General features: G+C 66.1%; 20 protein-coding genes and 2 pseudogenes. 16 read left to right on the top strand and 6 right to left on the bottom strand.

Annotation, left to right across the window (positions count from 1 at the left end; translation table 11 throughout):
* The first annotated feature begins 7 nt into the window (after positions 1 to 7).
* Positions 8 to 352 (top strand): GFA family protein, encoded by a 345-nt coding sequence (locus F6X42_RS23840; RefSeq protein ID WP_187636546.1) that lies wholly within the window; start codon positions 8 to 10, stop codon positions 350 to 352.
* A 95-nt stretch (positions 353 to 447) separates the two neighbouring features.
* On the opposite strand, the gene F6X42_RS23845 is transcribed toward F6X42_RS23840, so the two are convergent.
* Positions 448 to 1,275, bottom strand: coding sequence for a Gfo/Idh/MocA family oxidoreductase (locus tag F6X42_RS23845; RefSeq protein ID WP_312892909.1), 828 nt, complete (start codon positions 1,273 to 1,275; stop codon positions 448 to 450).
* A gap of 434 nt (positions 1,276 to 1,709) precedes the next feature.
* Here F6X42_RS23845 and F6X42_RS23850 point away from each other — a divergent pair.
* Positions 1,710 to 1,860 (top strand): annotated as a pseudogene (locus F6X42_RS23850) (IS630-like element ISCARN39 family transposase); the annotation flags it as partial.
* 35 nt (positions 1,861 to 1,895) lie between these two features.
* Here the strand turns inward: F6X42_RS23850 and F6X42_RS23855 are convergent.
* From F6X42_RS23855 to F6X42_RS23875, 5 genes and pseudogenes are all read right to left on the bottom strand, one after another.
* Positions 1,896 to 2,561: a GntR family transcriptional regulator gene (locus tag F6X42_RS23855; RefSeq protein ID WP_187636547.1), complete on the bottom strand. Its 666-nt coding sequence runs from the start codon at positions 2,559 to 2,561 to the stop codon at positions 1,896 to 1,898.
* A 260-nt stretch (positions 2,562 to 2,821) separates the two neighbouring features.
* A pseudogene (locus F6X42_RS23860) lies at positions 2,822 to 3,756 on the bottom strand (LysR family transcriptional regulator).
* 196 nt (positions 3,757 to 3,952) lie between these two features.
* Positions 3,953 to 4,900, bottom strand: a complete 948-nt coding sequence (locus F6X42_RS23865; protein WP_187636548.1) for a PDR/VanB family oxidoreductase — start codon at positions 4,898 to 4,900, stop codon at positions 3,953 to 3,955.
* Entirely contained in the window at positions 4,900 to 5,946 is a 1,047-nt protein-coding gene (locus F6X42_RS23870; protein ID WP_187636549.1) for a Rieske 2Fe-2S domain-containing protein, read from the bottom strand. Before F6X42_RS23870 ends, F6X42_RS23865 begins: the two co-directional genes overlap by 1 nt.
* A 142-nt stretch (positions 5,947 to 6,088) precedes the next feature.
* Positions 6,089 to 6,751, bottom strand: coding sequence for a GntR family transcriptional regulator (locus F6X42_RS23875; protein ID WP_187636550.1), 663 nt, complete (start codon positions 6,749 to 6,751; stop codon positions 6,089 to 6,091).
* Between the two features lie 227 nt (positions 6,752 to 6,978).
* Between F6X42_RS23875 and F6X42_RS23880 the strand changes: the two genes are divergently transcribed.
* From F6X42_RS23880 to fdhA, 14 genes are all read left to right on the top strand, one after another.
* Entirely contained in the window at positions 6,979 to 7,818 is an 840-nt protein-coding gene (locus F6X42_RS23880) for a gallate dioxygenase (protein ID WP_187636551.1), read from the top strand.
* On the top strand, positions 7,815 to 8,174 hold the full coding sequence (locus tag F6X42_RS23885; RefSeq protein WP_187636552.1) for a protocatechuate 3,4-dioxygenase: 360 nt from the start codon (positions 7,815 to 7,817) through the stop codon (positions 8,172 to 8,174). Before F6X42_RS23880 ends, F6X42_RS23885 begins: the two co-directional genes overlap by 4 nt.
* 24 nt (positions 8,175 to 8,198) lie before the next feature.
* Complete coding sequence (locus tag F6X42_RS23890) at positions 8,199 to 9,536, top strand: LysR family transcriptional regulator (protein WP_187636553.1); 1,338 nt, start codon at positions 8,199 to 8,201, stop codon at positions 9,534 to 9,536.
* A 318-nt stretch (positions 9,537 to 9,854) separates the two neighbouring features.
* The gene (locus F6X42_RS23895) at positions 9,855 to 11,045 is read left to right on the top strand and encodes an ABC transporter substrate-binding protein (protein WP_187636554.1); all 1,191 of its coding nucleotides are present in this window, start codon (positions 9,855 to 9,857) and stop codon (positions 11,043 to 11,045) included.
* A 28-nt stretch (positions 11,046 to 11,073) separates the two neighbouring features.
* A complete protein-coding gene (locus F6X42_RS23900; RefSeq protein ID WP_187636555.1) occupies positions 11,074 to 11,946 on the top strand; it encodes a branched-chain amino acid ABC transporter permease in 873 nt (290 codons plus the stop codon).
* A gap of 4 nt (positions 11,947 to 11,950) precedes the next feature.
* Positions 11,951 to 12,979: a branched-chain amino acid ABC transporter permease gene (locus tag F6X42_RS23905; RefSeq protein WP_187636556.1), complete on the top strand. Its 1,029-nt coding sequence runs from the start codon at positions 11,951 to 11,953 to the stop codon at positions 12,977 to 12,979.
* The gene (locus tag F6X42_RS23910) at positions 12,979 to 13,731 is read left to right on the top strand and encodes an ABC transporter ATP-binding protein (RefSeq protein WP_187636557.1); all 753 of its coding nucleotides are present in this window, start codon (positions 12,979 to 12,981) and stop codon (positions 13,729 to 13,731) included. Before F6X42_RS23905 ends, F6X42_RS23910 begins: the two co-directional genes overlap by 1 nt.
* Positions 13,724 to 14,434, top strand: a complete 711-nt coding sequence (locus F6X42_RS23915) for an ABC transporter ATP-binding protein (RefSeq protein WP_187636558.1) — start codon at positions 13,724 to 13,726, stop codon at positions 14,432 to 14,434. Before F6X42_RS23910 ends, F6X42_RS23915 begins: the two co-directional genes overlap by 8 nt.
* A gap of 55 nt (positions 14,435 to 14,489) precedes the next feature.
* Positions 14,490 to 15,248: a PIG-L deacetylase family protein gene (locus F6X42_RS23920; RefSeq protein WP_187636559.1), complete on the top strand. Its 759-nt coding sequence runs from the start codon at positions 14,490 to 14,492 to the stop codon at positions 15,246 to 15,248.
* Positions 15,245 to 15,949 (top strand): 4-carboxy-4-hydroxy-2-oxoadipate aldolase/oxaloacetate decarboxylase, encoded by a 705-nt coding sequence (locus tag F6X42_RS23925; protein ID WP_187636560.1) that lies wholly within the window; start codon positions 15,245 to 15,247, stop codon positions 15,947 to 15,949. Before F6X42_RS23920 ends, F6X42_RS23925 begins: the two co-directional genes overlap by 4 nt.
* A gap of 11 nt (positions 15,950 to 15,960) precedes the next feature.
* Positions 15,961 to 17,094: a 4-oxalomesaconate tautomerase gene (locus tag F6X42_RS23930; RefSeq protein ID WP_187636561.1), complete on the top strand. Its 1,134-nt coding sequence runs from the start codon at positions 15,961 to 15,963 to the stop codon at positions 17,092 to 17,094.
* On the top strand, positions 17,091 to 17,843 hold the full coding sequence (locus tag F6X42_RS23935; RefSeq protein ID WP_187636562.1) for an alpha/beta fold hydrolase: 753 nt from the start codon (positions 17,091 to 17,093) through the stop codon (positions 17,841 to 17,843). Before F6X42_RS23930 ends, F6X42_RS23935 begins: the two co-directional genes overlap by 4 nt.
* A complete protein-coding gene (locus F6X42_RS23940) occupies positions 17,840 to 18,298 on the top strand; it encodes a nuclear transport factor 2 family protein (protein ID WP_187636563.1) in 459 nt (152 codons plus the stop codon). Before F6X42_RS23935 ends, F6X42_RS23940 begins: the two co-directional genes overlap by 4 nt.
* A gap of 142 nt (positions 18,299 to 18,440) precedes the next feature.
* Entirely contained in the window at positions 18,441 to 19,643 is a 1,203-nt protein-coding gene (gene fdhA / locus F6X42_RS23945; RefSeq protein WP_187636564.1) for a formaldehyde dehydrogenase, glutathione-independent, read from the top strand.
* Positions 19,644 to 19,650: the final 7 nt, after the last annotated feature.

Raw genomic sequence — 19,650 nt, forward strand, 5'->3', positions numbered from 1 at the left:
AGGAAGGATGCGACGCCATACCGCTTCATGCCATTGCGGTGCGATCAGGTTTGCCTTTGACGTGCAGATCGACGAAGTCGTGATTTGCAAGTGCTCGTTATGCGCAAAGCGGCATGCCGTGATGGTGGGTGTGCCGCGCGATAGTCTGCAAATTCTGGAAGGACACAGTGCGTTAAGCTCATATCGATGGAACACTGGACAAGCCTGTCATTACTTTTGCTCGACGTGCGGCATTTACACCTTTCATCAGCGGCGCATCGATCCTGCCATGTACAGCGTGAACGCATTCTGCATTGACGGTCTCGACGTGCCAGCGATTCCGCTGCGGCATGTGGACGGAAGCAGGCGTTAGCCGGGTTGAAACCCGCCGTATCCGCACCATACCGGCTCAAAGGCTCCTCACACCGCCAACATCAGGCGCATGAGCGCCCGCCAACTGACCGTCCGTCAAGTACCGAGCATCGCCGGCGTAAGCGTTACGGTTTCGCCGGTCCGCGCAGAGCGTGTCGCGGATTCGCCGCAAGCTAAAGCAGCAATTCCGTCGGCAAGTGTCACCGGCACGGGAGCACCTGTTTTGACGGCGTGGATGAAAGCGGCCCACTCGGCTTCGTAAGCACGCATGTAGCGTTCGAGGAAGAAATAGAGGGGCTTGGCCGATTGCGTGCCTTCGCTCGTGACTTTCTCGACGGTGTTTTCAAGTACATTCTTCGCCGACAACAGACCACCGGAACCCAACAGTTCGATGCGCTGGTCGTAGCCATAGCCAGCACGGCGTGAATTCTTGATCACGGCGATCCGGCCGTCCGCCCAGAAGAGTGTAACGACAGCCGTATCAACGTCGCCGGCTGCGCCGATTTCAGGTTCGACAACCGAAGCGCCCGTGGCTGCTACTTTCGACGGCGCGCCGCCCATGATCCAGCAGGCGATGTCGAAGTCGTGAATCATCATGTCGCGGAACAGGCCACCCGATGCCTTGATATACGAAATGGGAGGCGGAGCGGGATCGAAGGAGGTGATGACCAGTAACTCCGCCTTGCCAATTTCTCCCGCGTTGAAAGCCACCTTGAGTGCCGCGAAATTTGGATCGAAACGGCGATTGAAACCGATCATCACGGGTTTGCCGGTCCTGGCCGACTGAGACGCCATCGCCGGATTCGAGGCAGCGTTTCCTCGAGGCCGGGCGGCACCAGCCCCCTGACGGCGCAGCATCGCGCGCAGCGCGACGATCGGCGAGTTCGATGGTCGACGACTCTTGCTTGAGAGGTCGTGACGCACGTATGTGCGGAGATCTTCGATTGACAGACCTTGTCAATTCGGCAGACTGTCGCCACACCACCCGTCCAGGAAGCGTTGGACGAATCGACCGTACTTCCTCCGGGTGCCCTCCGCGAGGCCCTTGACGGCGCCGAGATATGCGTCAAATTCGCTCAGGAATTGAGCTGCGGTCGTGTTTGATGGCAAGAGCGTTACGGGGCATTCCTTGCCGCGCAACGGTTCCGACTGCGTCATCATCTTCTCCTTGCCGCCACCATGGTCGGTAGGAAAAGTTCAGGACATTATGCGAACCATTGCCAACAACTCATCTCGCGCAATCCCGCCTGAATACGGCGGTGTCGCCATCGTCTACATGGCGCTTCGCCTAATCTGCCGGTGTGGGTAATCGCTAATATCTGAAGCTTCGGGTATTCGCGAATCCCGGCCGCCCCTCTCTGTGGGCATGGCTCAAACGTCACGCGATTGCGAACTTCTGCCCCGACGACCTCGACGAGTTGCATACCGTTCGCCCGCAACAAGCTGAAAAGCGCGCAGCACCGACCTTCGATCATTGCCGCGTGCTGGATTCAGGCAACCTTGTGGTGATGTCATGATTTATGGAAAGGTCAATAATAATACCGCTACAGCGACTGGCTTTCTTCCTGGGTCAGCGCGTGCTCGCGAAACAGGAATTCCGCGCGGTCGCCGTGGCCGGCTTCGATCGCCTGCACGATGCTGTGATGCTGTCGATGCGCATAGAAGAGCAGATCGCTCATCTTGCTGTCTTCCCTGCCACCGAACGCGACGCTTTCCGGCGAGGTGAACGGCACGAGGTTGCAGCGCGATGTGAACTCGGACACGAGCGGGACGTTGGCGGCTTCGAGCACCATCGAATGAAAGCGCTTGTTCATGTCGCCGTACGCGAGTTCGCTCTCTGTATCGAGGCGGTCGCGCTGCGCGAGAATCCGGTCGCCTTCCGCGAGGCAGACGCGAAGCGCGGCGATGACCGCGGGCGGTGCGCCGCGCTCCGCAAGCGAGCGCGCGGCGAAGCCTTCGAGCATCGCGCGCAGGCGCAGCGCCTGCTGCGTCTGTTCCGTCGTGAAGACGCGCACGCAATACCCCTTTCGCCCCGCGGGCGCGAGAAGTCCCTCCTGAGCAAGCGCGGGCAGCGCCTGGCGGATCGGCATGCGCGAGGTGCCGAGGCGCTCGGCGAGTTCCATTTCGAGCAAGCGCTCGCCGGGTTTCAACTCGCCGCGCAGGATCATTTCACGAAGTTTGAGCGTCGCGGTGGGCTGGTGCGGGGTCATGGCGGGTTCGAATCGTTCAGAGGGCCGCGCGAGGCGGAACGGGCTGAAATGATACCAATTTGCCGCTGATTCAATGGATCCTGAAGCGTTGCTCTATGCGCCAATACATGCGCGTCAAAGCGACAGTCATGGGTATTGTGGATCCATAAAACGGACTTCAGCGCATGATGGTCTTTCAATGCGGCAAGCCGGTCGCGAAGGACGATGAGACGACACATCGCGGTTTGGTCGATGCAGGTAGGGCGCCTCGCGCCAGGCATTCACGGATATCCGCTACGCACGGGTGGTTCGGACGCCTCGCACATCACATCGGCGTGTCGGCCCGCGTGATCGAGCGCAAGCGCATCGGGCAGCTTAGCGGCGGGCCCAGGCAGGATCCCATTGCGCCGGCGGAACGCGGTAAGCTGGCGCGCCCTCTGTACGCCCGGCACAGGCAGCGTATCAAACACATGTGCGCGGCGTTCGGTCTCGCACGTCGGCGCGGCCATTCAGCACAGGAACCCGGCTCGTGTGACGAGGCTTTTCAGCACCGTGATCGAACGCGTTTCCACGCCAATCTGCGGCGGCTCGAGCCCCTGCGACCGGAAGAGCCGCTGCAATTCCTCGAACGGTGCCGTCCCGCGCGGCGGCATGCACCATTGTGCATCGCGCGTATCGGCGAGTGTGAGGCTGCTTTGGGCGCGCAGCGGATGGTCGAGCGCCGCGACGACCTCGCTGACGTCGCTCCATCCGCAATCCTTGATCGACACAATCTCCTCGGTGTCGTGTGTCGTGTATCGCGGTGCCGAGCGCAAGATCGATCTCGGCGCTGATGAGCGCGTGCGCGAGCCGGTCCCACACGCCCTCGATGATCGTTACCCGCAGGTTCGGCCAGCGCGCGAGCACGTGACTGACCGCTTTCGGCAGCACGCGGCTTGCGATGCTCGCGACCGCGCCAACGCGGATCGTGCCGCGCGCGAGGCCGCGCATCGCGCCGCAACTGCGTCGCGTGCGGCAACAGGGTGCTGCCGATCGCCGCCAGCTGAGTATCCTTCGAATGACGTTCGAACAGCGCGCAGCCGACGTCGTCTTCGAGATTCTTGATGGTGCGGCTCCGCGCGGGCTGGCTGAGATTGAGAAGTTCGGCAGCGCGGCCAAGGCTGCCCGCCTCGGCGATCGTGACGAACGCGCGCAGTTGCAGAAGATTGAAAGTCATGCGTCGATGTTAGGGCTGAGGGATGCCTGGAGGAAAGCGCCCGTATGGTGGCAGCGCATCGGATCGCAATCCCGCCTGCCGGTCGCGAATCGGGCAGCCTGGCGACTACCTTGATGGTGTGGTCCGGCGTTTCGCGCGGAACCAGTCAGACGGCGTGCGCAGGCCGTGACGCCCCGCGCACGCCCCTACCCACACACTACAGATCGAGCACGATAACCGGCGACCGCGACCGCGAGCAGCACGGCAGGAGCTGATTGTTTGCGGCCCGTTCCTCGTTGGACAGATAGCTGTCGCGATGCTCCGGCTCGCCTTCGACGACCCGGGTCAAACAGGTCCCGCATACACCCTGCTCGCAGGCCGTCTGGATCTCGACGCCCTGCGCGGCGAGCGCCTGCACGATTGACTGATCGGCGGCCACGTCGATCGTCTGCCCGGAGCGGTGCAGCCGCACCTGGAACGCACCGCATGCCGACGCTGGCTGCGCCGGCGCCGCGAAATACTCGCGATGCAGGCGATCGTCCGCCCATCCGGCCGCCTTCGCGCGTTCGAGCACCGCATCGATGAAGCCGACTGGCCCGCACACGTACAGGCGCCTGCCGGGCGCCGGCGCGGCCACGACCTGGCCGAGATCGATACGGTATTCTTCCGGATCGACGTCGTGGTAGATCCGCGTGTGCGGCTGCAGGTCCGGCTCCGCGAACCGGTCGGTGAACGCGGTGCGCTCCGGCGAACGCGTGCTGTAGTGCATCTCGAACGAGGCGCCGCGCGCGGCGAGCTGTTCGGCCATGGCGAGGATCGGCGTTACACCGATGCCGCCCGCGACCAGCACCGTGTGGGTCGCGTCGGGATCCAGCGGGAACAGGTTGCGCGGCGCGCTGATCTCGACGTGCGTGCCCGGCTGCAGTTGATGCATCGCGACCGAGCCGCCGCGCGAAACGGGGTCGCGCAGCACGCCGATCCGGTAGCGATGCGTCTCGTCGGGCGCGTTGCACAGCGAATACTGGCGCACCAGCCCGTCGGCGATCTTCACGTCGATGTGCGCGCCCGCCTCGAACGCGGGCAGCGGCGCACCGTCCGTGCTGACGAATTCGAACACGCAGATGTCCTCTGCGGCCGTGCGCTTGTCGGCGAGCAGGACCTTCATCACACCTGCTCCGGCTCGGTCGCGCGTTCCGCTGCGATCAGGCGGTCGAGCACCTTGCGCGACTGCACGCCGCCCGAGTCGATGTTCAGCTTGAGCAGGCGACGCTCCGGGTACGTCAGCAGGTTGCGCTGCTGCGCTTCGAGCATGTCCTGGTCTTCAGCAAAGATCTGCCCCTGGCCCTTGCGGATCGCGGCGGTCAGCTCGGCGTCCTGCGGCCGGTAGTTGCGCGCCATGCCCCAGAAATACCAGATCGACGTGTCGGTTTCCGGCGTGATGAAGTCGACGACGATGCTGCCCGCCTTGTGTTCGGGCGCGGCGTGATAGCCGCCCTTGCCGGCGTGCGCGACGCCCACTTCGATCATCACGTGGCTCGGCGGCGTGAAGCGGCAGATCTGCCAGCGGTCGCACGGCACGTCACCGTCGAGTCCGTTCGCACGCAGTGCGCCCGCCCAGAACGGCGGCGGCATGATGTTCTCCATGTGGCGGCTCGTCACCACGCTGTCGCCTTCGGCGCTCGTCACCGGCGGCGCTTCCTCGATCTCGTCCTGGCCGATGCTGCTCGCGTGGACGTAGGTCTCGTGGGTCAGGTCCATCAGGTTGTCGATCATCAGGCGATAGTCGCAACCGATGTGATAGAGGCCGCCGCCATAGGCCCACTGCTCGCTCTCCGCCCATTCGAGATGCGGGATCTTTGCCGCGTTAGCCTTCGCGGCGTCGCCGGGCCATACCCAGATGAAGCCGTGACGCTCGACCGACGGATAGCGCCGCACTGCCGGGAAGCCGCCGACCCGCTGGCCGATCATCTTCGCGCAGCGGCCGTCGTGGCCGACCGTGAGGCCGTGATAGCCGCACACGAGTTGGCCTTCGCGCACGAAGCCGAGCGACAGCGGCGCGCCGCGGTGCGGGCAGAAATCCTCCAGCGCGGACACCTCGCCGTTCTCGCCGCGGAAGAACACCATCGCCTCGTTGCAGATCTTCCGGCCAAGCGGCTTGCCGTCGATCTCGTCCAGCGTGCATGCGACATACCACGTGTTTTTCAGGAACATGTTTTTCGTCTCCTGGGAGCGTGTCGCGCTCCCGTCCGTTCATCGTGATTGAGATAGCTAATCAAAAATGCAAGGGTCCCGGCGGCGGCTCGCCGTGACGACGCGTCGTTGATCCGGTTTGGCCGGCGGGCCGGCCGGCGAATCAGTCGTGCGCCATGCTGTATTCCTGCGTGACGATATGTTCGCGGCACAGGAATTCCGCGCGATCGCCTTGCCGGCGGCGGATCGCCTCGACGATCGCGTGGTGCTGGCGATGCGCGTAGGTCAGCAGATCGACAGACAGATTACGGTCGGTGTGGCCGAACGCGACGCTGCCCGGCGAAACGAAGGGCACGAGATTGCAGCGCATCACGAACGATTCGAGCAGCCCCGACCCGGTGCCGCCAACGAGCAGTTCGTGGAACGTCGCGTTCATCTCCGCGTACTGAATCTGGGTTTCTGAGGTCATCGAGCGCGCTGACAGCAGCGCGTCGCCGGTGGCGAGGCATGCCTCCATCTGCGCGAGCAGCGCTTCGGGCGCGCCCCGTTCCGCGAGCGCGCGCGCGGCGAAGCTTTCCAGCGCGCCGCGCAGACGTAGCGCCTGCTGGCTTTCGCCAGGCGTAAACGCGCGCACCGCGTAGCCGCGATTGCCGGCACGCACGAGCAGGCCTTCCTGCGCGAGCACCGGCAACGCCTGGCGCACGGGCATGCGCGACACCCCGAGTTGCTCCGCGAGCGAGGCTTCCTTGACGCGCTCGCCGGGTTCGAGCACGCCGTTCAGGATCATCTCGCGCAGTTGCAGAATGGTCGGAGTCGCATGAAGCATCGTGATCCTCAAAAAGGAACCGGCATTAGAAGCCAAGATAGGATGGGTGAATTATTGGATCCCAAATCTCCAAAAAACAGCGGTATAAACCCTGATTTTTACTATTTCGGGATCCAATGTAGCATTGACACCCACAATGGACAGCTCGTCGGCGGGCGCCGCGGCCCACAAAGCCGGCGCGCCGCGATGGTTGCCGATCCGCCACGCAACAACACGGGAGACAGGTTTTGGCAACAATCATCGGAGGGATCGGTACGTCGCACGTACCGACGATCGGCCTCGCCTACGACAGGGGCAAGCAGGACGATCCGGCATGGGCGCCGTTGTTCAAGGGCTACGAGCCGGTCGCGCAGTGGCTCGCCGACAAGCGGGCCGACGTCCTGGTGTTTTTTTACAACGATCACTGCACGACCTTCTTCTTCGACCTCTATCCGACTTTCGCCATCGGCATCGGCGAATCGTTTCCGATCGCGGACGAAGGCGGCGGCGCGCGTCAGCTGCCGCCGTTGCGCGGCGACGTCGCGCTGCAGGCGCATATCGCCGAATCGCTCGTCAACGACGAATTCGACCTCGCGGTGTTCCAGGACAAGCCGATCGATCACGGCTGCACGTCGCCGTTGCCGTTGATGTGGCCGCACCGCCCGGACTGGCCGGGCACGATCGTGCCGATCGCGATCAACGTGCTGCAGTATCCGCTGCCGACCGGGCGCCGCTGCTACAAGCTCGGCCAGGCGGTACGTCGGGCGATCGAGTCGTATCCGGAGGACCTGCGCGTCGTGATCGTCGGCACGGGCGGGCTGTCGCACCAGATCCACGGCGAACGCACCGGCTTTAACGACGAGGAATGGGATCGCACCTTCCTCGACCTGCTCGAACGGGATCCCGAACAGCTGGCCGAACTGAAGCACGCGGAGTACGTGCGGCGCGGCGGCGCGGAAAGCGTCGAGCAGATCATGTGGTTGTCGATGCGCGGCGCGCTCGGCCCGGCCGTGAAGCGCGTCCACCTGAACTACTACCTTGGGATGACGACCGCGATGACCGTTACCGTCTACGAGGAGGCCGTATGAATCCGCAACTCGAAGGCATCGAGCAGGTCGACGGCACCTACATATTCGATCTGCGCACGAGCAACCGGACACTGAAGCTGAACCGCTTCTTCTGGCGGATGATCGACGCCAGCTACCGCGCCGCCTACGTCGCCGATCCCGCCGCGACGATGGCGGCGGCCGGGCTCACGGTCGACGAGCAGGCGATGATTGCGCGGCTCGACTGGATCGGGCTCGTGCGTCACGGCGTGAATTTCTTCGTGCTCGAAAAATTCGCGCGCGTCGCCCGGCTGTCCAATCTGGAAGTTTACGCGAGCATGCGCGGCGAGACGCTCGATGCGTTCCTCGCAACCCGGCGCGTGCCGACCATGCGCTGAGCGGCGTTCGAGGGGGGGCGCGACATGGGACCGGTCTGTATCGACGCCGAACCGGCGTGTCCGCAAGACAGCGGCGAACCGGATTCATGGGGGCGTGCGGCGCCTTGCGCGCCGGGCGGCGGCGTGCTGCTGCTCAAGCTGCGCTCGTTGCGCGCCGTCGTCGCGGTGATCGGCCACGAATCCGTCACGCAGGCCGCGCATTCGCTGCATTTGTCGCCTTCGGCGGTGGCCCGCGCCATCTCGGACATCGAGAGCGAGCTGGGTTTCCCGCTGTTCCAGCGCAGCGTGCGCGGCCTCGTGCCGAATCCGGCAGGGAGCCTGCTCGGCATGCGCGCGACGCGCGCGCTCGCCGAACTGGCTGACGGGCATCGCGAGGCATTTGCCCACGCGGTCCGGTCCGACGGCGCGGAGCGCAATGTGGAGCGCGGCGCGGGCCGTTTCGCCGAGGTGGTGACGCTGCCGCAACTGAGCAGTTTTGTCGCGGTGTCGGAACTCGGCAGCGGCGCGCTCGCGGCGCAGCGGCTCCAGTGTTCGCAGCCGACCATCCAGCGCAACCTCGACCAGCTCGAGAATCTGTCGGGCATGAAGCTGTTCCGCCGTACGCCGCAAGGCACGCGGCTCACCGACGACGGCCTCGCGCTGCTCGGGCCCGTCAAGCGCGCGCTGTGGGAACTGGCCATCGCCGACGACGAACTGGGCCGCTTCGGCGGTCGCCGACACGGCTCGGTGGTCGTCGCGGCGCTGCCCCTGTCGAGCAGCTTTCTGCTGCCGCAGGCGATCGACCGGCTCGTGTGCAAGCACACGGACCTGATGGTCACCATCGTCGACGGCACCTACGATGCGCTGATCCGGCAGTTGCGCCATGCGGACGTCGACATGATCGTCGGCGCGCTGCGCGTGCATGACGTGCCGCCTGATATCCGCCAGGAAGCGCTGTTCGACGACACATTGAGGGTGGTCACGCGCCCCGGACATCCGTGCTTCAACCAGTGCGCCACGACGCTCGCGGACCTGATGACCTACGACTGGCTGACGCCGCTGCCCGGCACGCCGGCCCGCACGACCTTCGAACGAATATTTGTCGCCGAAGGGCTCGATCCGCCGAAGACGCGGCTGCAGGTGAACAGCTCGGCGGTCGTGCGCGGGCTGCTCTCGGGCAGTGACCGGCTCGCGCTGCTGTCGCCGGTGCAGATTTTCGAAGAATTGCAGAGCGGCGAACTCGCCGTGGTGCCCGTACCGCTGCGGGACGCCACCCGCGCAATCGGCATCGCGACGCGCAGCGACGGCGTGCTGTCGCCCGGCGCGCTGCAACTGGTCGAGGAGCTGCGCGCGGTGTCGGCCGCGATGCGCGGTGGTGCCTGAGCCGTCCGACGCACGCGCGGGCATCGCGCGCGTCTTCCTTTCCTGTGTGTTTTCGGCCCATGCCGTCGTGGCCTGCGCGCGTCCCGCAGCGCCCTTTCGTGCGCGGCTGACGATGCGCGGGTGAAGCGTCGCTAGATCCGTTTGGGATCCCGTACGGGAAATCCCGGGGATATACGAAAAACGCAATGTGCACGCAGAGAGTTGCAATCGACGGGATCCCGGCCGTTCATTAAGCTTCATTTTCCGACACATAGGATCCCGACGCGGTCGGGACACCTGAAAACTGACGACCCAAGACGTCGTCGAGGAGACACCACAATGACAAAGCGCCAGACATGGCTCGCGCTGATGTGCGCGGTACTTTTCCAGCAACCGGCCCTGAGCCACGCCGACGAAGTGAAGGTCGGTCTGCTGGGCCAGTTTTCCGGCCCGTATTCGTGGTGGGGCAAGGAATACCAGCGCGGTGTCGACCTCTTTCTCGACCAGAGCAAAGGCAAGGTCGGCAATGACACGCTCACCGTCGTCTCGCGCGACGAGGGCGGCGTCAACCCGCAGCGCACGCGTCAGCTCGCCCAGGAACTGGTCGTGCGGGATCACGTGCAGTACCTGTTCGGTACCGCGTTTACCCCGAACGCACTGGCGGTCGCCGACGTCGCGAACCAGACGAAGACGCCGTTCCTGATCGGCAACTCGGGCACCTCCAGTGTCACCAGCAAGTCGCCGTATTTCATCCGCATGGGCTTCACGCAGTGGACGGTCAGCGTGCCGCTCGTGCAGTACGCGGTCAGCCACGGCGCGAAGAGCGCGGCGATCGTCGTCGCTGACTACGCACCCGGGCAGGATGCCATCGACGCGTATTCCGACACATTGAAGAAGCTCGGCGGCACGGTGGCGGCGCAAGTGCGCGTGCCGCTCGGCACCACGGACTTCTCGAGCTACCTGCAGCGCGTGAGCGATGCGAAGCCGCAGGCGGTGCTGCTGTTCATGCCGGTCGGCCCGATGTCGGCCGGCTTCATCAAGGCGTTCAAGGACCGCGGTCTCGACAAGTCGGGCATCACTTTGCTGGCGACGACGGAGACGATGGAATCGGACCTGCCCGCGATCGGCGACAGCGCGCTCGGCCTGCAGACGGCCCTGCACTACTCGCCGTATCTCACGACGCCGGAAAACCAGGCATTCGTGGCCGCCTACAAGGCGAAGTACGGCAAGGATGCGATTCCGAGCATCGCTTCGGTGGCGGCGTATGACGCGATGCACGTGGTCGCCGAGATGGTGAAGGCGACGCACGGTCAGAAGGATGGCGACAAGGCCATGGCGACCGCGAAGGGACTCGCGTGGACCAGCCCGCGCGGCCCGGTGTCGATCGATCCGAAGACGCGTGAAATCGTCCAGAACGTGTACATCCGCCAGGTCGAGAAGATCGACGGCGTGCTCGGCAACAAGCCGATCGCGACCTACAAGGCAGTGATGGAGCCGTGGTACCAGGCCCATCCGACCACGGTGCAGTAATGGCAGCAGCGAGCAGGGTGTTCGGATCATGATGCATTCCCTTGTCACTTTCGCCGGGCTGTCGATCGACGGCATCACCTACGGGATGATGCTGTTCCTGATCTCGGTCGGCCTGACCGTCACGCTCGGCGTGATGCGCGTGGTCAATCTCGCGCATTCCGCCTTCGCGATGATCGGCGGTTATTTCACGCTCTGGGCGATGCAGCACCTGAACGTGAACTTTTACGCGGCTCTCGTGCTCGGCATCGCGGGCACGATGCTCGTCGGCGCCTTGCTCGAACGCACGTTGTACCGCTGGGTGTACGAGGCCAACGGCCTCGGACAACTGCTGATGACGATCGGCCTCGCCTTCATCATCAGCGCGCTGTTCAAGAACCTGGCCGGCCCGCAGTTGCAGGCGATTCCGGTGCCAGAGAGTCTGCAGGGCAACTGGACGTTCGGCGCGCTGTCGGTGTCGATCTACCGGATGTTCGCGCTCGCATGCAGTGCGGTCGTCGCAATCGGTATCTGGCTGGGGCTCGAACGCACCAACTTCGGCGCGAAGCTGCGCGCGGCCGTCGACAACCCCCGCATGGCGCGCTGCGTCGGCATCAACGTGCCGGTGGTGTTCTCGATCACGTTCGCGATCGGCTGCGGTCTGTCCGGTCTCGGCGGCGCGCTCAGCAGCCAGATCCTGCCGCTCGAACCGTACTACGCGCTGAAGTACCTGGTGCTGGTGCTGATCGTCGTCGCAGCGGGTGGCCTCGGCAGCCTGCGCGGCTCGCTGTACGCGGCGCTGCTGCTTGCGCTGATCGACACCTTCGGACGCTACTACCTGCCCGTCGCCGGTGCGTTCGTGATCTACCTCGCCGTGCTCGCGATCCTGCTGATCCGCCCGCACGGCCTCGTCGGAAGGGCCTGACGCAATGAAGCATGCAATCAACACTTCGGGCAATACGTCGAACGGTCCATCGATCCGTCACGCATTCTCGCACAGGCGCATCGGGCTCTTCGAAGCGCTGTTCGTCGTTGCCGCGCTGGCGACCTACGTGTTCGCCGATACCTATCTCGCGCTCGCGACGAGCGTGCTGATCATGGCGGTGTTCGCGCTCTCGCTCGATCTCGCGCAAGGCTATACCGGCATCGAGACGCTGGGCCATGCGGCCTTCTTCGGCAGCGGCGCCTATGCGGCCGGACTGTTCGCGATGCACGTGGGACAGGATGCCTTCGTCGGCCTCGCGATCGGCGCGGTGGCGGGCGCGGTCGTCGGCCTCGTGACGGGCATTGCGGTGCTGCGCGTGAGCGGGCTCACGCAGATCATGCTGACGCTGACCTGCAGCACGCTGCTCTATGAACTCGGCAACGTGGCGAAGGCCTTCACGATGGGCGACGACGGCCTGACCGGCTACACCATCGCGCCGCTGTTCGGCCGCCTCACGTTCGACATCTACGGCCATACCGCGTACGTGTACGCATTCTGCGTGCTGGTCCTCGTCTACCTGTTCGCGCGCTATCTCGTCAATTCGCCGCTCGGCCTGACCGCCCAGGGCATTCGCGACAACCCGGTGCGCATGGCGCTGCTCGGCGTGCGGGTCGGCACGCGCCGCCTCGTGATGTACACGATCGCGGCGGCGATTGCCGGCATCGCGGGTGCGCTGTCCGCACAGGTCAACAACATCGTCGCGCTCGACACGCTCGGCTTCACGCTGTCGGCCAACGTGCTCGTGATGGTGGCGCTCGGCGGCCCGGGGCGGCTCTATGGCGCGATCCTCGGCGCCGCCGTGTTCGTCGTGCTGTCGGATCGTGCGGCGGCGATCGACCCGGTCAACTGGCTGGCGGCGCTCGGCGTGGTGCTGATTCTCGTGGTGCGGTTCGCGCCGGACGGGCTCGTCGCGCGCTTCGCGACGCGCCGCCGCGAGCGGCGCCCGGCCGCCGCAGCGAAGGAGGTCGCGTGATGACGCCTGCATTGGAGGTGAATGGGCTGTCCAAGCGCTTCGGCCGGCTTGAAGTGACTCGCGGGGTCGCGCTGCGGCTCGCGCCCGGCGACCGGCATGCGCTGATCGGCCCGAACGGCGCCGGCAAAAGCACGCTGATGAACCTGCTTACCGGCGTGCTGCGGCCCGATGCGGGCTCGGTGAAGGTCGGCGGCCGCGACGTTACGTCGATGTCCGCGCATCAGCGCGTGAAGCTCGGCCTCGCCCGCACGTTCCAGCTCAATTCGCTATTCGTGACGTTGACGGTCGCCGAGAACATTGCGCTCGCGCTCAGCGCGAAGCATGGCTTGGACGGTCGCATCGGCCGCGCGCTCGGGCATCGTCCGGCGCTCGTCGAAGAGGCGGCGGAGGGGCTGCGCGCGCTGGGAATTCTCGATCTCGCCGGCCGCCGCGTGTCGGAACTCGCATACGGGCAGCGCCGCCAGGTCGAGATCGCGCTCGGACTCGCGCTCGATCCGAAGGTGCTGCTGCTCGATGAACCGGTCGCGGGCGTGCCGTCCGCGCAGGGACGCAAGGTTTTCGACCTGCTCGAACGGCTGCCTTCCGACGTTGCCGTGATGGTGATCGAGCACGACATGGATCTCGTGTTCCGTTTCGCGAAACGCATCACGGTGCTCGTCGAGGGCGGCGTGCTGCTGGAAGGCGACATCGATACGGTCCGCAACGACCCGCGCGTGCGCGATATCTATCTGGGGAGACGTCACGATGCCTGACGCACTGCTGGACCTGAATGGGCTCAGCGCCGGCTACGGCGAGACGAGCGTGCTCGAAAACGTGAACATCGGCGTCGCGCTGGGTGAAGCGGTCGCGGTGCTCGGCCGCAACGGCGTCGGCAAAAGCACGCTGCTGATGAGCCTGCTTGGTCTGACGACCATGCATGGCGGCACGCTGCATTATCGCGGCGAGGACATCAGCGCGTGGCCCGCGTGGCGGCGCGCGCGCGCCGGGCTCGCCCTGGTGCCGCAGGAACGCGAGATTTTTCGCTCGCTGACCGTCGAGGAAAACCTGGTGGTGTCGGCAATGCCCGGCAACTGGACGCTCGAGCGCGTGTACGAACTGTTCCCGCGTCTCGAAGAGCGGAACCGCAATCTCGGCCACCAGCTGTCCGGCGGCGAGCAACAGATGCTGGCGATCGGCCGCGCGCTGATCGGCAATCCGAAGGTGATCCTGTTCGACGAGCCGTTCGAAGGCCTCGCGCCCGTGATCGTCGACCAGCTCGTCGATGCGTTCTGGAAGCTCCGCGCGGACCAGGGCATCGGCGTCGTGCTCGTCGAACAGCACGCGGATCTCGCGCTGGAGCCGACCGATCGCGCGCTCGTCCTCGATCGGGGGCGCGAAGTCTGGGCCGGCCTCAGCCGCGACCTCGCGGCGGACGGCGCGCTGCTCGGCACGCTAGTCGGCCTCGAAAGCGCTTAGTGAGAGTGAATAAGCGCCTCGTGGCGCACTGTCAAACTGTTAGGAAAAGCACACCATGACGAATACCCCCCAATCCACCGACGCGGCCGGCAAGGCCGGCCTCGTCGTCAGCGCGCACTCGGCCGACTTCGTCTGGCGCGCAGCGGGCACGATCGCCGCGCATGTCGCGCAGGGCTACCGGATGAAAGTCGTATGCCTGTCGTTCGGCGAGCGCGGCGAGTCTGCCAAGCTGTGGCGCAAGGGACCGCAGATGACTGAGTCGACCGTGAAGGCCGCTCGCCGCGAAGAAGCGCAGCGTGCCGCGGACATTCTCGGCACGGAAATCGAGTTCTTCGATCTCGGCGACTACCCGTTGCGCGTCAACGACGAAGCGCTGTTCCGGCTCGTCGACGTCTATCGCGACCTGCAGCCGTCGTTCGTGCTGAGTCATTCGGAGAAGGACCCGTATAACTTCGACCACCCGCTCGCGATGCACGTCGCGCAGGAGGCGCGCATCATCGCGCAGGCCGAGGGCCACCGGCCTGGCGAGAAGATCATCGGCGCGCCGGCCGTGTTCGCGTTCGAACCGCACCAGACCGAGCAATGCGAGTGGATGCCGAACACCTTCATCGACATCACGGAAGTATGGGAGCGCAAGCGCGCGGCGATCGAGTGCATGGCGGGCCAGGAACATCTTTGGGATTACTACACACGCGTCGCGCTGCAGCGCGGCGTGCAGGCGAAGCGCAACATCGGCATTACCGCCACGCGCGACATCAAGTATGCCGAGGGCCTCATGCGTCTGACGCCGACCGTCACGGGGGTGCTCGCATGAAGCGCGGTGTCGTCGTTCGTCAGATTCCCCGCGTCGACGCGGCTATCGTCGACGCGCTGTGCGCGGCCGGCAGCGCGACGGTCCACGAGGCGCAGAGCCGGCTCGGTCTGGTCAGCTCGCAACTGCGGCCGATCTATGCGGGCGCGGCGATCGCCGGTCCGGCCGTGACGGTGCTCGCGCCGCCCGCCGACAACTGGATGCTGCACGTCGCGATCGAGCAGTGCCAGCCGGGCGACATCGTCGTGGTCGGCATCACGTCGCCGTGCGACGACGGCTACTTCGGCGATCTGCTCGCGACGTCGATGCAGGCGCACGGCGTGAAAGGGCTCGTGATCGACGCCGGCTGCCGCGACGTGCGCACGCTCACCGAAATGCGTTTCCCTGCCTGGTCGCGCACGATCTCCGCGCAGGGCACCGTGAAGGAGACGCTCGGCTCGGTCAACGTGCCGGTGGTCTGCGGCGCGCAACTCGTGAATCCCGGCGACGTCGTCGTCGCAGATGACGACGGCATCGTGATCGTCCCGCACGCGAGTGCCGCGAAGGTGGCCGAGGCGGCTGCCGCGCGCGTCGCCGACGAGGACAGGAAGCGCCGGATTCTGGCCGGTGGCGTATTCGGGCTCGACTACTACAAGATGCGCGAGAAGCTCGCCGCGAAGGGCCTGCGCTACGTCGACTCGCTCGACGAACTGGACGCCGGCTGAGGAGACGCGCAATGCATGCTCAAACCCGCATTCCCCTAGCCGTGCTGCGTGGCGGCACGTCGAAAGGGCTGTTCTTTCTCGCGAGCGATCTGCCCGCCGATCCGGCGCTGCGTGACCGCGTGCTGCTGGCCGCGATGGGCTCGCCCGATCCGCGCCAGATCGACGGCATGGGTGGCGCGAACCCGCTGACGAGCAAGGTGGCGATCGTGTCGAAGTCGACCCGGCCCGACGCGCAGATCGACTACCTGTTCGCGCAGGTGGTGGTCGACGAGGCGCGCGTCGACTATGGCCAGAACTGCGGCAACGTGCTGGCGGGCGTCGGGCCCTTCGCGATCGAGCGCGGGCTGGTGCCGGTGGCTGGCGACACGACGCAGGTGACGATCCACATGGTCAACACGGGCCAGGTAGCGGTCGCGACGATCGAGACGCCGGACGGCATGGTGCGCTATGACGGCGAGGTTTCGATCGACGGCGTGCCGGGTACGGCCGCGCCGATCCCGTTGATCTTCCGCGACACCGAGGGCTCGACGTGCGGCGCGTTGTTCCCGACCGGGCAGCGGCGCGATGTCGTCGATGGCGTGCCGGTGACCTGCATCGATAACGGCATGCCGCTCGTGCTGATGCGCGCCGCCGATCTCGGTGTGACGGGCGACGAATCATGCGCGGAACTGGAGGCGAACACCGCGCTGACCTCGCGTATCGAGGCGATCCGGCGCGCGCTCGGCCCCCGGCTGAATCTCGGCGACGTCGCCGCTCGCACCGTGCCGAAGATGGGCATCGTGTCCGCACCGCGCCACGGCGGCGCGATCCATACCCGCTGCTTCATCCCGCATCGCTGCCATTCGTCGATCGGGGTGCTCGCGGCGGTCAGCGTCGCGACCGCCGCGGCGTTGCCCGGCTCCGTGTGCGAGGGGCTGGCGACGGTCGCGGACGGCGCATCGCCGGTGCTGGCGATCGAGCATCCGACCGGCGCGTTCGACGTCCAGCTTCACTTCGGGCATGCCGCCGACGGCACGCTTGAAGTGACCGGCGCGGGCCTGCTGCGCACCGCTCGCTGGCTGCTCGACGGTACGGTGTCGATTCCCCGCGCGATCTGGAGCGGACACGACACGAATACCCGTACCCAAATGGAGGTGGCGGCATGACGGCGCCTCGTCCTGTTCTGCTGTTGTTGCCGGGGCTGCTGTGCGATCACGCGGCATGGTCGGGGCCGGCCGCGCTGCTCGCGGCGCAGGCCGAATGCCGGATCCCGTCGTGGGGCAAGCTCGACAGCATCGAGGCAATGGCCGCGCACGTGCTCGCGACTGTGCCGGAGCCGCGCTTCGCGCTTGCCGGGCACTCGATGGGCGGCCGCATCGCGCTCGAGATCATGCGCCAGGCGCCGCAGCGGGTCGAACGGCTCGCGCTGCTCGATACCGGCTATCAGCCGCTCGCGGCCGGCGACGCAGGCGAGCGCGAACGCGCGGGCCGTTACGCGCTGCTGGCGCAGGCGCGCGAGCAGGGGATGCGCGCGATGGGCGCGGCATGGGCGGTCGGCATGGTGTTGCCGGCGCAGGTGGGCACGCCGCTTTTCGAAGCGATTCTCGACATGATCGAGCGCAGCAGACCCGAGCAGTTCGACGCGCAGATCCACGCGCTGCTGGGCCGGCCCGACGCGACCGCGCTGCTCGCCGGGATCCGCTGTCCGACGCTGCTGCTGTGCGGCCGCGAGGACCGCTGGAGTCCGCTGGAACGACACGCGGACATGCACGAACAGATCCCGGGCGCGGTGCTCGAGATCATCGAGCGCTCAGGGCATATGACGACGATGGAGGCACCGCACGACGTGGTCCGCGCACTGTTGCGCTGGCTCGACCGGAAAGACTCGCGGGCCGAAGGCAAGGAGACCCCATGACGCACGACACGATGACGGCGCTCGACACGATCCTCGCGAAACAGGCCTGCCATGACCTCGTGGTGCGCTTCGCTCTGCTCAACGACGCGCGGGACACAGCGGGGCTCGCCGCGCTGTTCGCGCCGGACGGCGTGATGCGTCGCCCGGACGGAACCGAGTTGCGCGGACACCCGGCGATCGCCGCCGCGTACTCCAACCGTCCGGCGGACCGCATCAGCCGGCATCACGTCGGCAGCGTGCTGATCGACGTCGAGTCGCCGCGGAGCGCGAGCGGCACGAGCAGCGTGCTGCTGTGGACCGGCTCGACGTCCGATCCCGTCGGCCCGTTCGGCCGACCCGCCGCAGCGCGTCAGGTGCTGGGCGAGTTCCACGACCGCTTTGTGAAGACCGATGACGGATGGCGGATTGCCGAACGGGTGGCGCATTTCACGTTCGTTCGCGAGACCGGCGCATGAGTGCTGTCCACGCGAACCGGGGGCGGGTTCCGCTTGCCCTGGCCGATCGACGCGCCGGAGACAGTGCGTCAGCGCCGGCCTTGCAGCCGGCTTTATACGTCGTCCGCAGGCGGGCGGCGTTCCAACCTGAAAAGGAGGCTTGATGACAACGAATCGAGGAGTGGCGTACGTCCGGCAGGGCGTCGTCGAAGTGCGGTCCATTCCGTTCCCCAAACTTGAGGATCCGCGCGGACGCCGCATCGGACATGGCGTCATCCTGAAAGTCGTGACGACCAACATCTGCGGTTCCGACCAGCACATGGTGCGAGGCCGCACGACCGCGTCCGAAGGGCTGATTCTCGGCCACGAGATCACAGGTGAAGTGATCGAGGCCGGCCCGGACGTCGAGACGCTGCAGGTCGGCGATCTGGTGTCGGTGCCGTTCAACGTCGCGTGCGGCCGCTGCCGGACCTGCAAGGAACAGCACACGGGCGTGTGTCTGACCGTCAACCCGGCGCGCGCCGGCGGCGCGTACGGCTACGTCGACATGGGCGACTGGGTCGGCGGGCAGGCCGAGTACGTGATGGTCCCGTATGCGGACTTCAACCTGCTGAAGTTCCCCGACCGCGACCAGGCGATGGCGAAGATCCGCGACCTGACCTGTCTGTCCGACATTCTGCCGACCGGCTATCACGGCGCGGTAACGGCTGGCGTCGGTCCTGGCAGCACGGTCTATGTCGCCGGCGCGGGCCCGGTCGGGCTGGCCGCCGCCGCCTCGGCGCGGCTGCTCGGCGCGGCCGTCGTGATCATCGGCGACGTGAACCCGGCGCGTCTCCAGCATCCGCGTGCGTTGGGCTACGAAACAGCCGATCTGTCGCGCGATGCGCCGCTCGCCGACCAGATCGCCGCGATTCTCGGCACGCCGGAAGTCGATTGCGCGATCGATGCGGTCGGCTTCGAGGCGCGCGGCCACGGTCACGAGGGCGCGCAGCACGAGGCCCCGGCGACGGTGCTGAACTCGCTGATGGAAGTGACGCGCGAGGCGGGACGCATCGGCATTCCGGGTCTTTACGTGACCGAAGATCCGGGCGGCGTGGACAGCGCGGCGAAGAAGGGCGCGCTGAGCATCCGTCTGGGGCTTGGCTGGGCGAAGTCGCATAGCTTCTTCACCGGCCAGACCCCGGTCATGAAATATAACCGAGCGCTGATGCAGGCGATTCTGTGGGACCGCATCAATATCGCGGAGACCGTCGGCGTCGAGCTGATCGGCCTCGACGAGGCGACGCGCGGCTACGCGGAATTCGATGCTGGCGCACCGAAGAAGTTTGTAATCGATCCGCACGGGATGGTGAAACGCGCAGCCTGAGCGCGCC

Source organism: Paraburkholderia podalyriae (genome assembly GCF_014397785.1).
Lineage (GTDB): Bacteria > Pseudomonadota > Gammaproteobacteria > Burkholderiales > Burkholderiaceae > Paraburkholderia > Paraburkholderia podalyriae.

Bases quoted from the DNA above. Each gene is read 5' to 3' on its own strand.
- F6X42_RS23915 (WP_187636558.1), top strand. From the start codon at position 13,724: ATGCCTGACGCACTGCTGGACCTGAATGGGCTCAGCGCCGGCTACGGC.
- F6X42_RS23920 (WP_187636559.1), top strand. From the start codon at position 14,490: ATGACGAATACCCCCCAATCCACCGACGCGGCCGGCAAGGCCGGCCTC.
- F6X42_RS23930 (WP_187636561.1), top strand. From the start codon at position 15,961: ATGCATGCTCAAACCCGCATTCCCCTAGCCGTGCTGCGTGGCGGCACG.
- F6X42_RS23905 (WP_187636556.1), top strand. From the start codon at position 11,951: ATGAAGCATGCAATCAACACTTCGGGCAATACGTCGAACGGTCCATCG.
- F6X42_RS23890 (WP_187636553.1), top strand. From the start codon at position 8,199: ATGGGACCGGTCTGTATCGACGCCGAACCGGCGTGTCCGCAAGACAGC.
- F6X42_RS23895 (WP_187636554.1), top strand. From the start codon at position 9,855: ATGACAAAGCGCCAGACATGGCTCGCGCTGATGTGCGCGGTACTTTTC.
- F6X42_RS23870 (WP_187636549.1), bottom strand. From the start codon at position 5,946: ATGTTCCTGAAAAACACGTGGTATGTCGCATGCACGCTGGACGAGATC.
- F6X42_RS23910 (WP_187636557.1), top strand. From the start codon at position 12,979: ATGACGCCTGCATTGGAGGTGAATGGGCTGTCCAAGCGCTTCGGCCGG.
- F6X42_RS23865 (WP_187636548.1), bottom strand. From the start codon at position 4,900: ATGAAGGTCCTGCTCGCCGACAAGCGCACGGCCGCAGAGGACATCTGC.
- fdhA (WP_187636564.1), top strand. From the start codon at position 18,441: ATGACAACGAATCGAGGAGTGGCGTACGTCCGGCAGGGCGTCGTCGAA.
- F6X42_RS23885 (WP_187636552.1), top strand. From the start codon at position 7,815: ATGAATCCGCAACTCGAAGGCATCGAGCAGGTCGACGGCACCTACATA.
- F6X42_RS23935 (WP_187636562.1), top strand. From the start codon at position 17,091: ATGACGGCGCCTCGTCCTGTTCTGCTGTTGTTGCCGGGGCTGCTGTGC.
- F6X42_RS23875 (WP_187636550.1), bottom strand. From the start codon at position 6,751: ATGCTTCATGCGACTCCGACCATTCTGCAACTGCGCGAGATGATCCTG.
- F6X42_RS23840 (WP_187636546.1), top strand. From the start codon at position 8: ATGCGACGCCATACCGCTTCATGCCATTGCGGTGCGATCAGGTTTGCC.
- F6X42_RS23925 (WP_187636560.1), top strand. From the start codon at position 15,245: ATGAAGCGCGGTGTCGTCGTTCGTCAGATTCCCCGCGTCGACGCGGCT.
- F6X42_RS23855 (WP_187636547.1), bottom strand. From the start codon at position 2,561: ATGACCCCGCACCAGCCCACCGCGACGCTCAAACTTCGTGAAATGATC.
- F6X42_RS23940 (WP_187636563.1), top strand. From the start codon at position 17,840: ATGACGCACGACACGATGACGGCGCTCGACACGATCCTCGCGAAACAG.
- F6X42_RS23900 (WP_187636555.1), top strand. From the start codon at position 11,074: ATGATGCATTCCCTTGTCACTTTCGCCGGGCTGTCGATCGACGGCATC.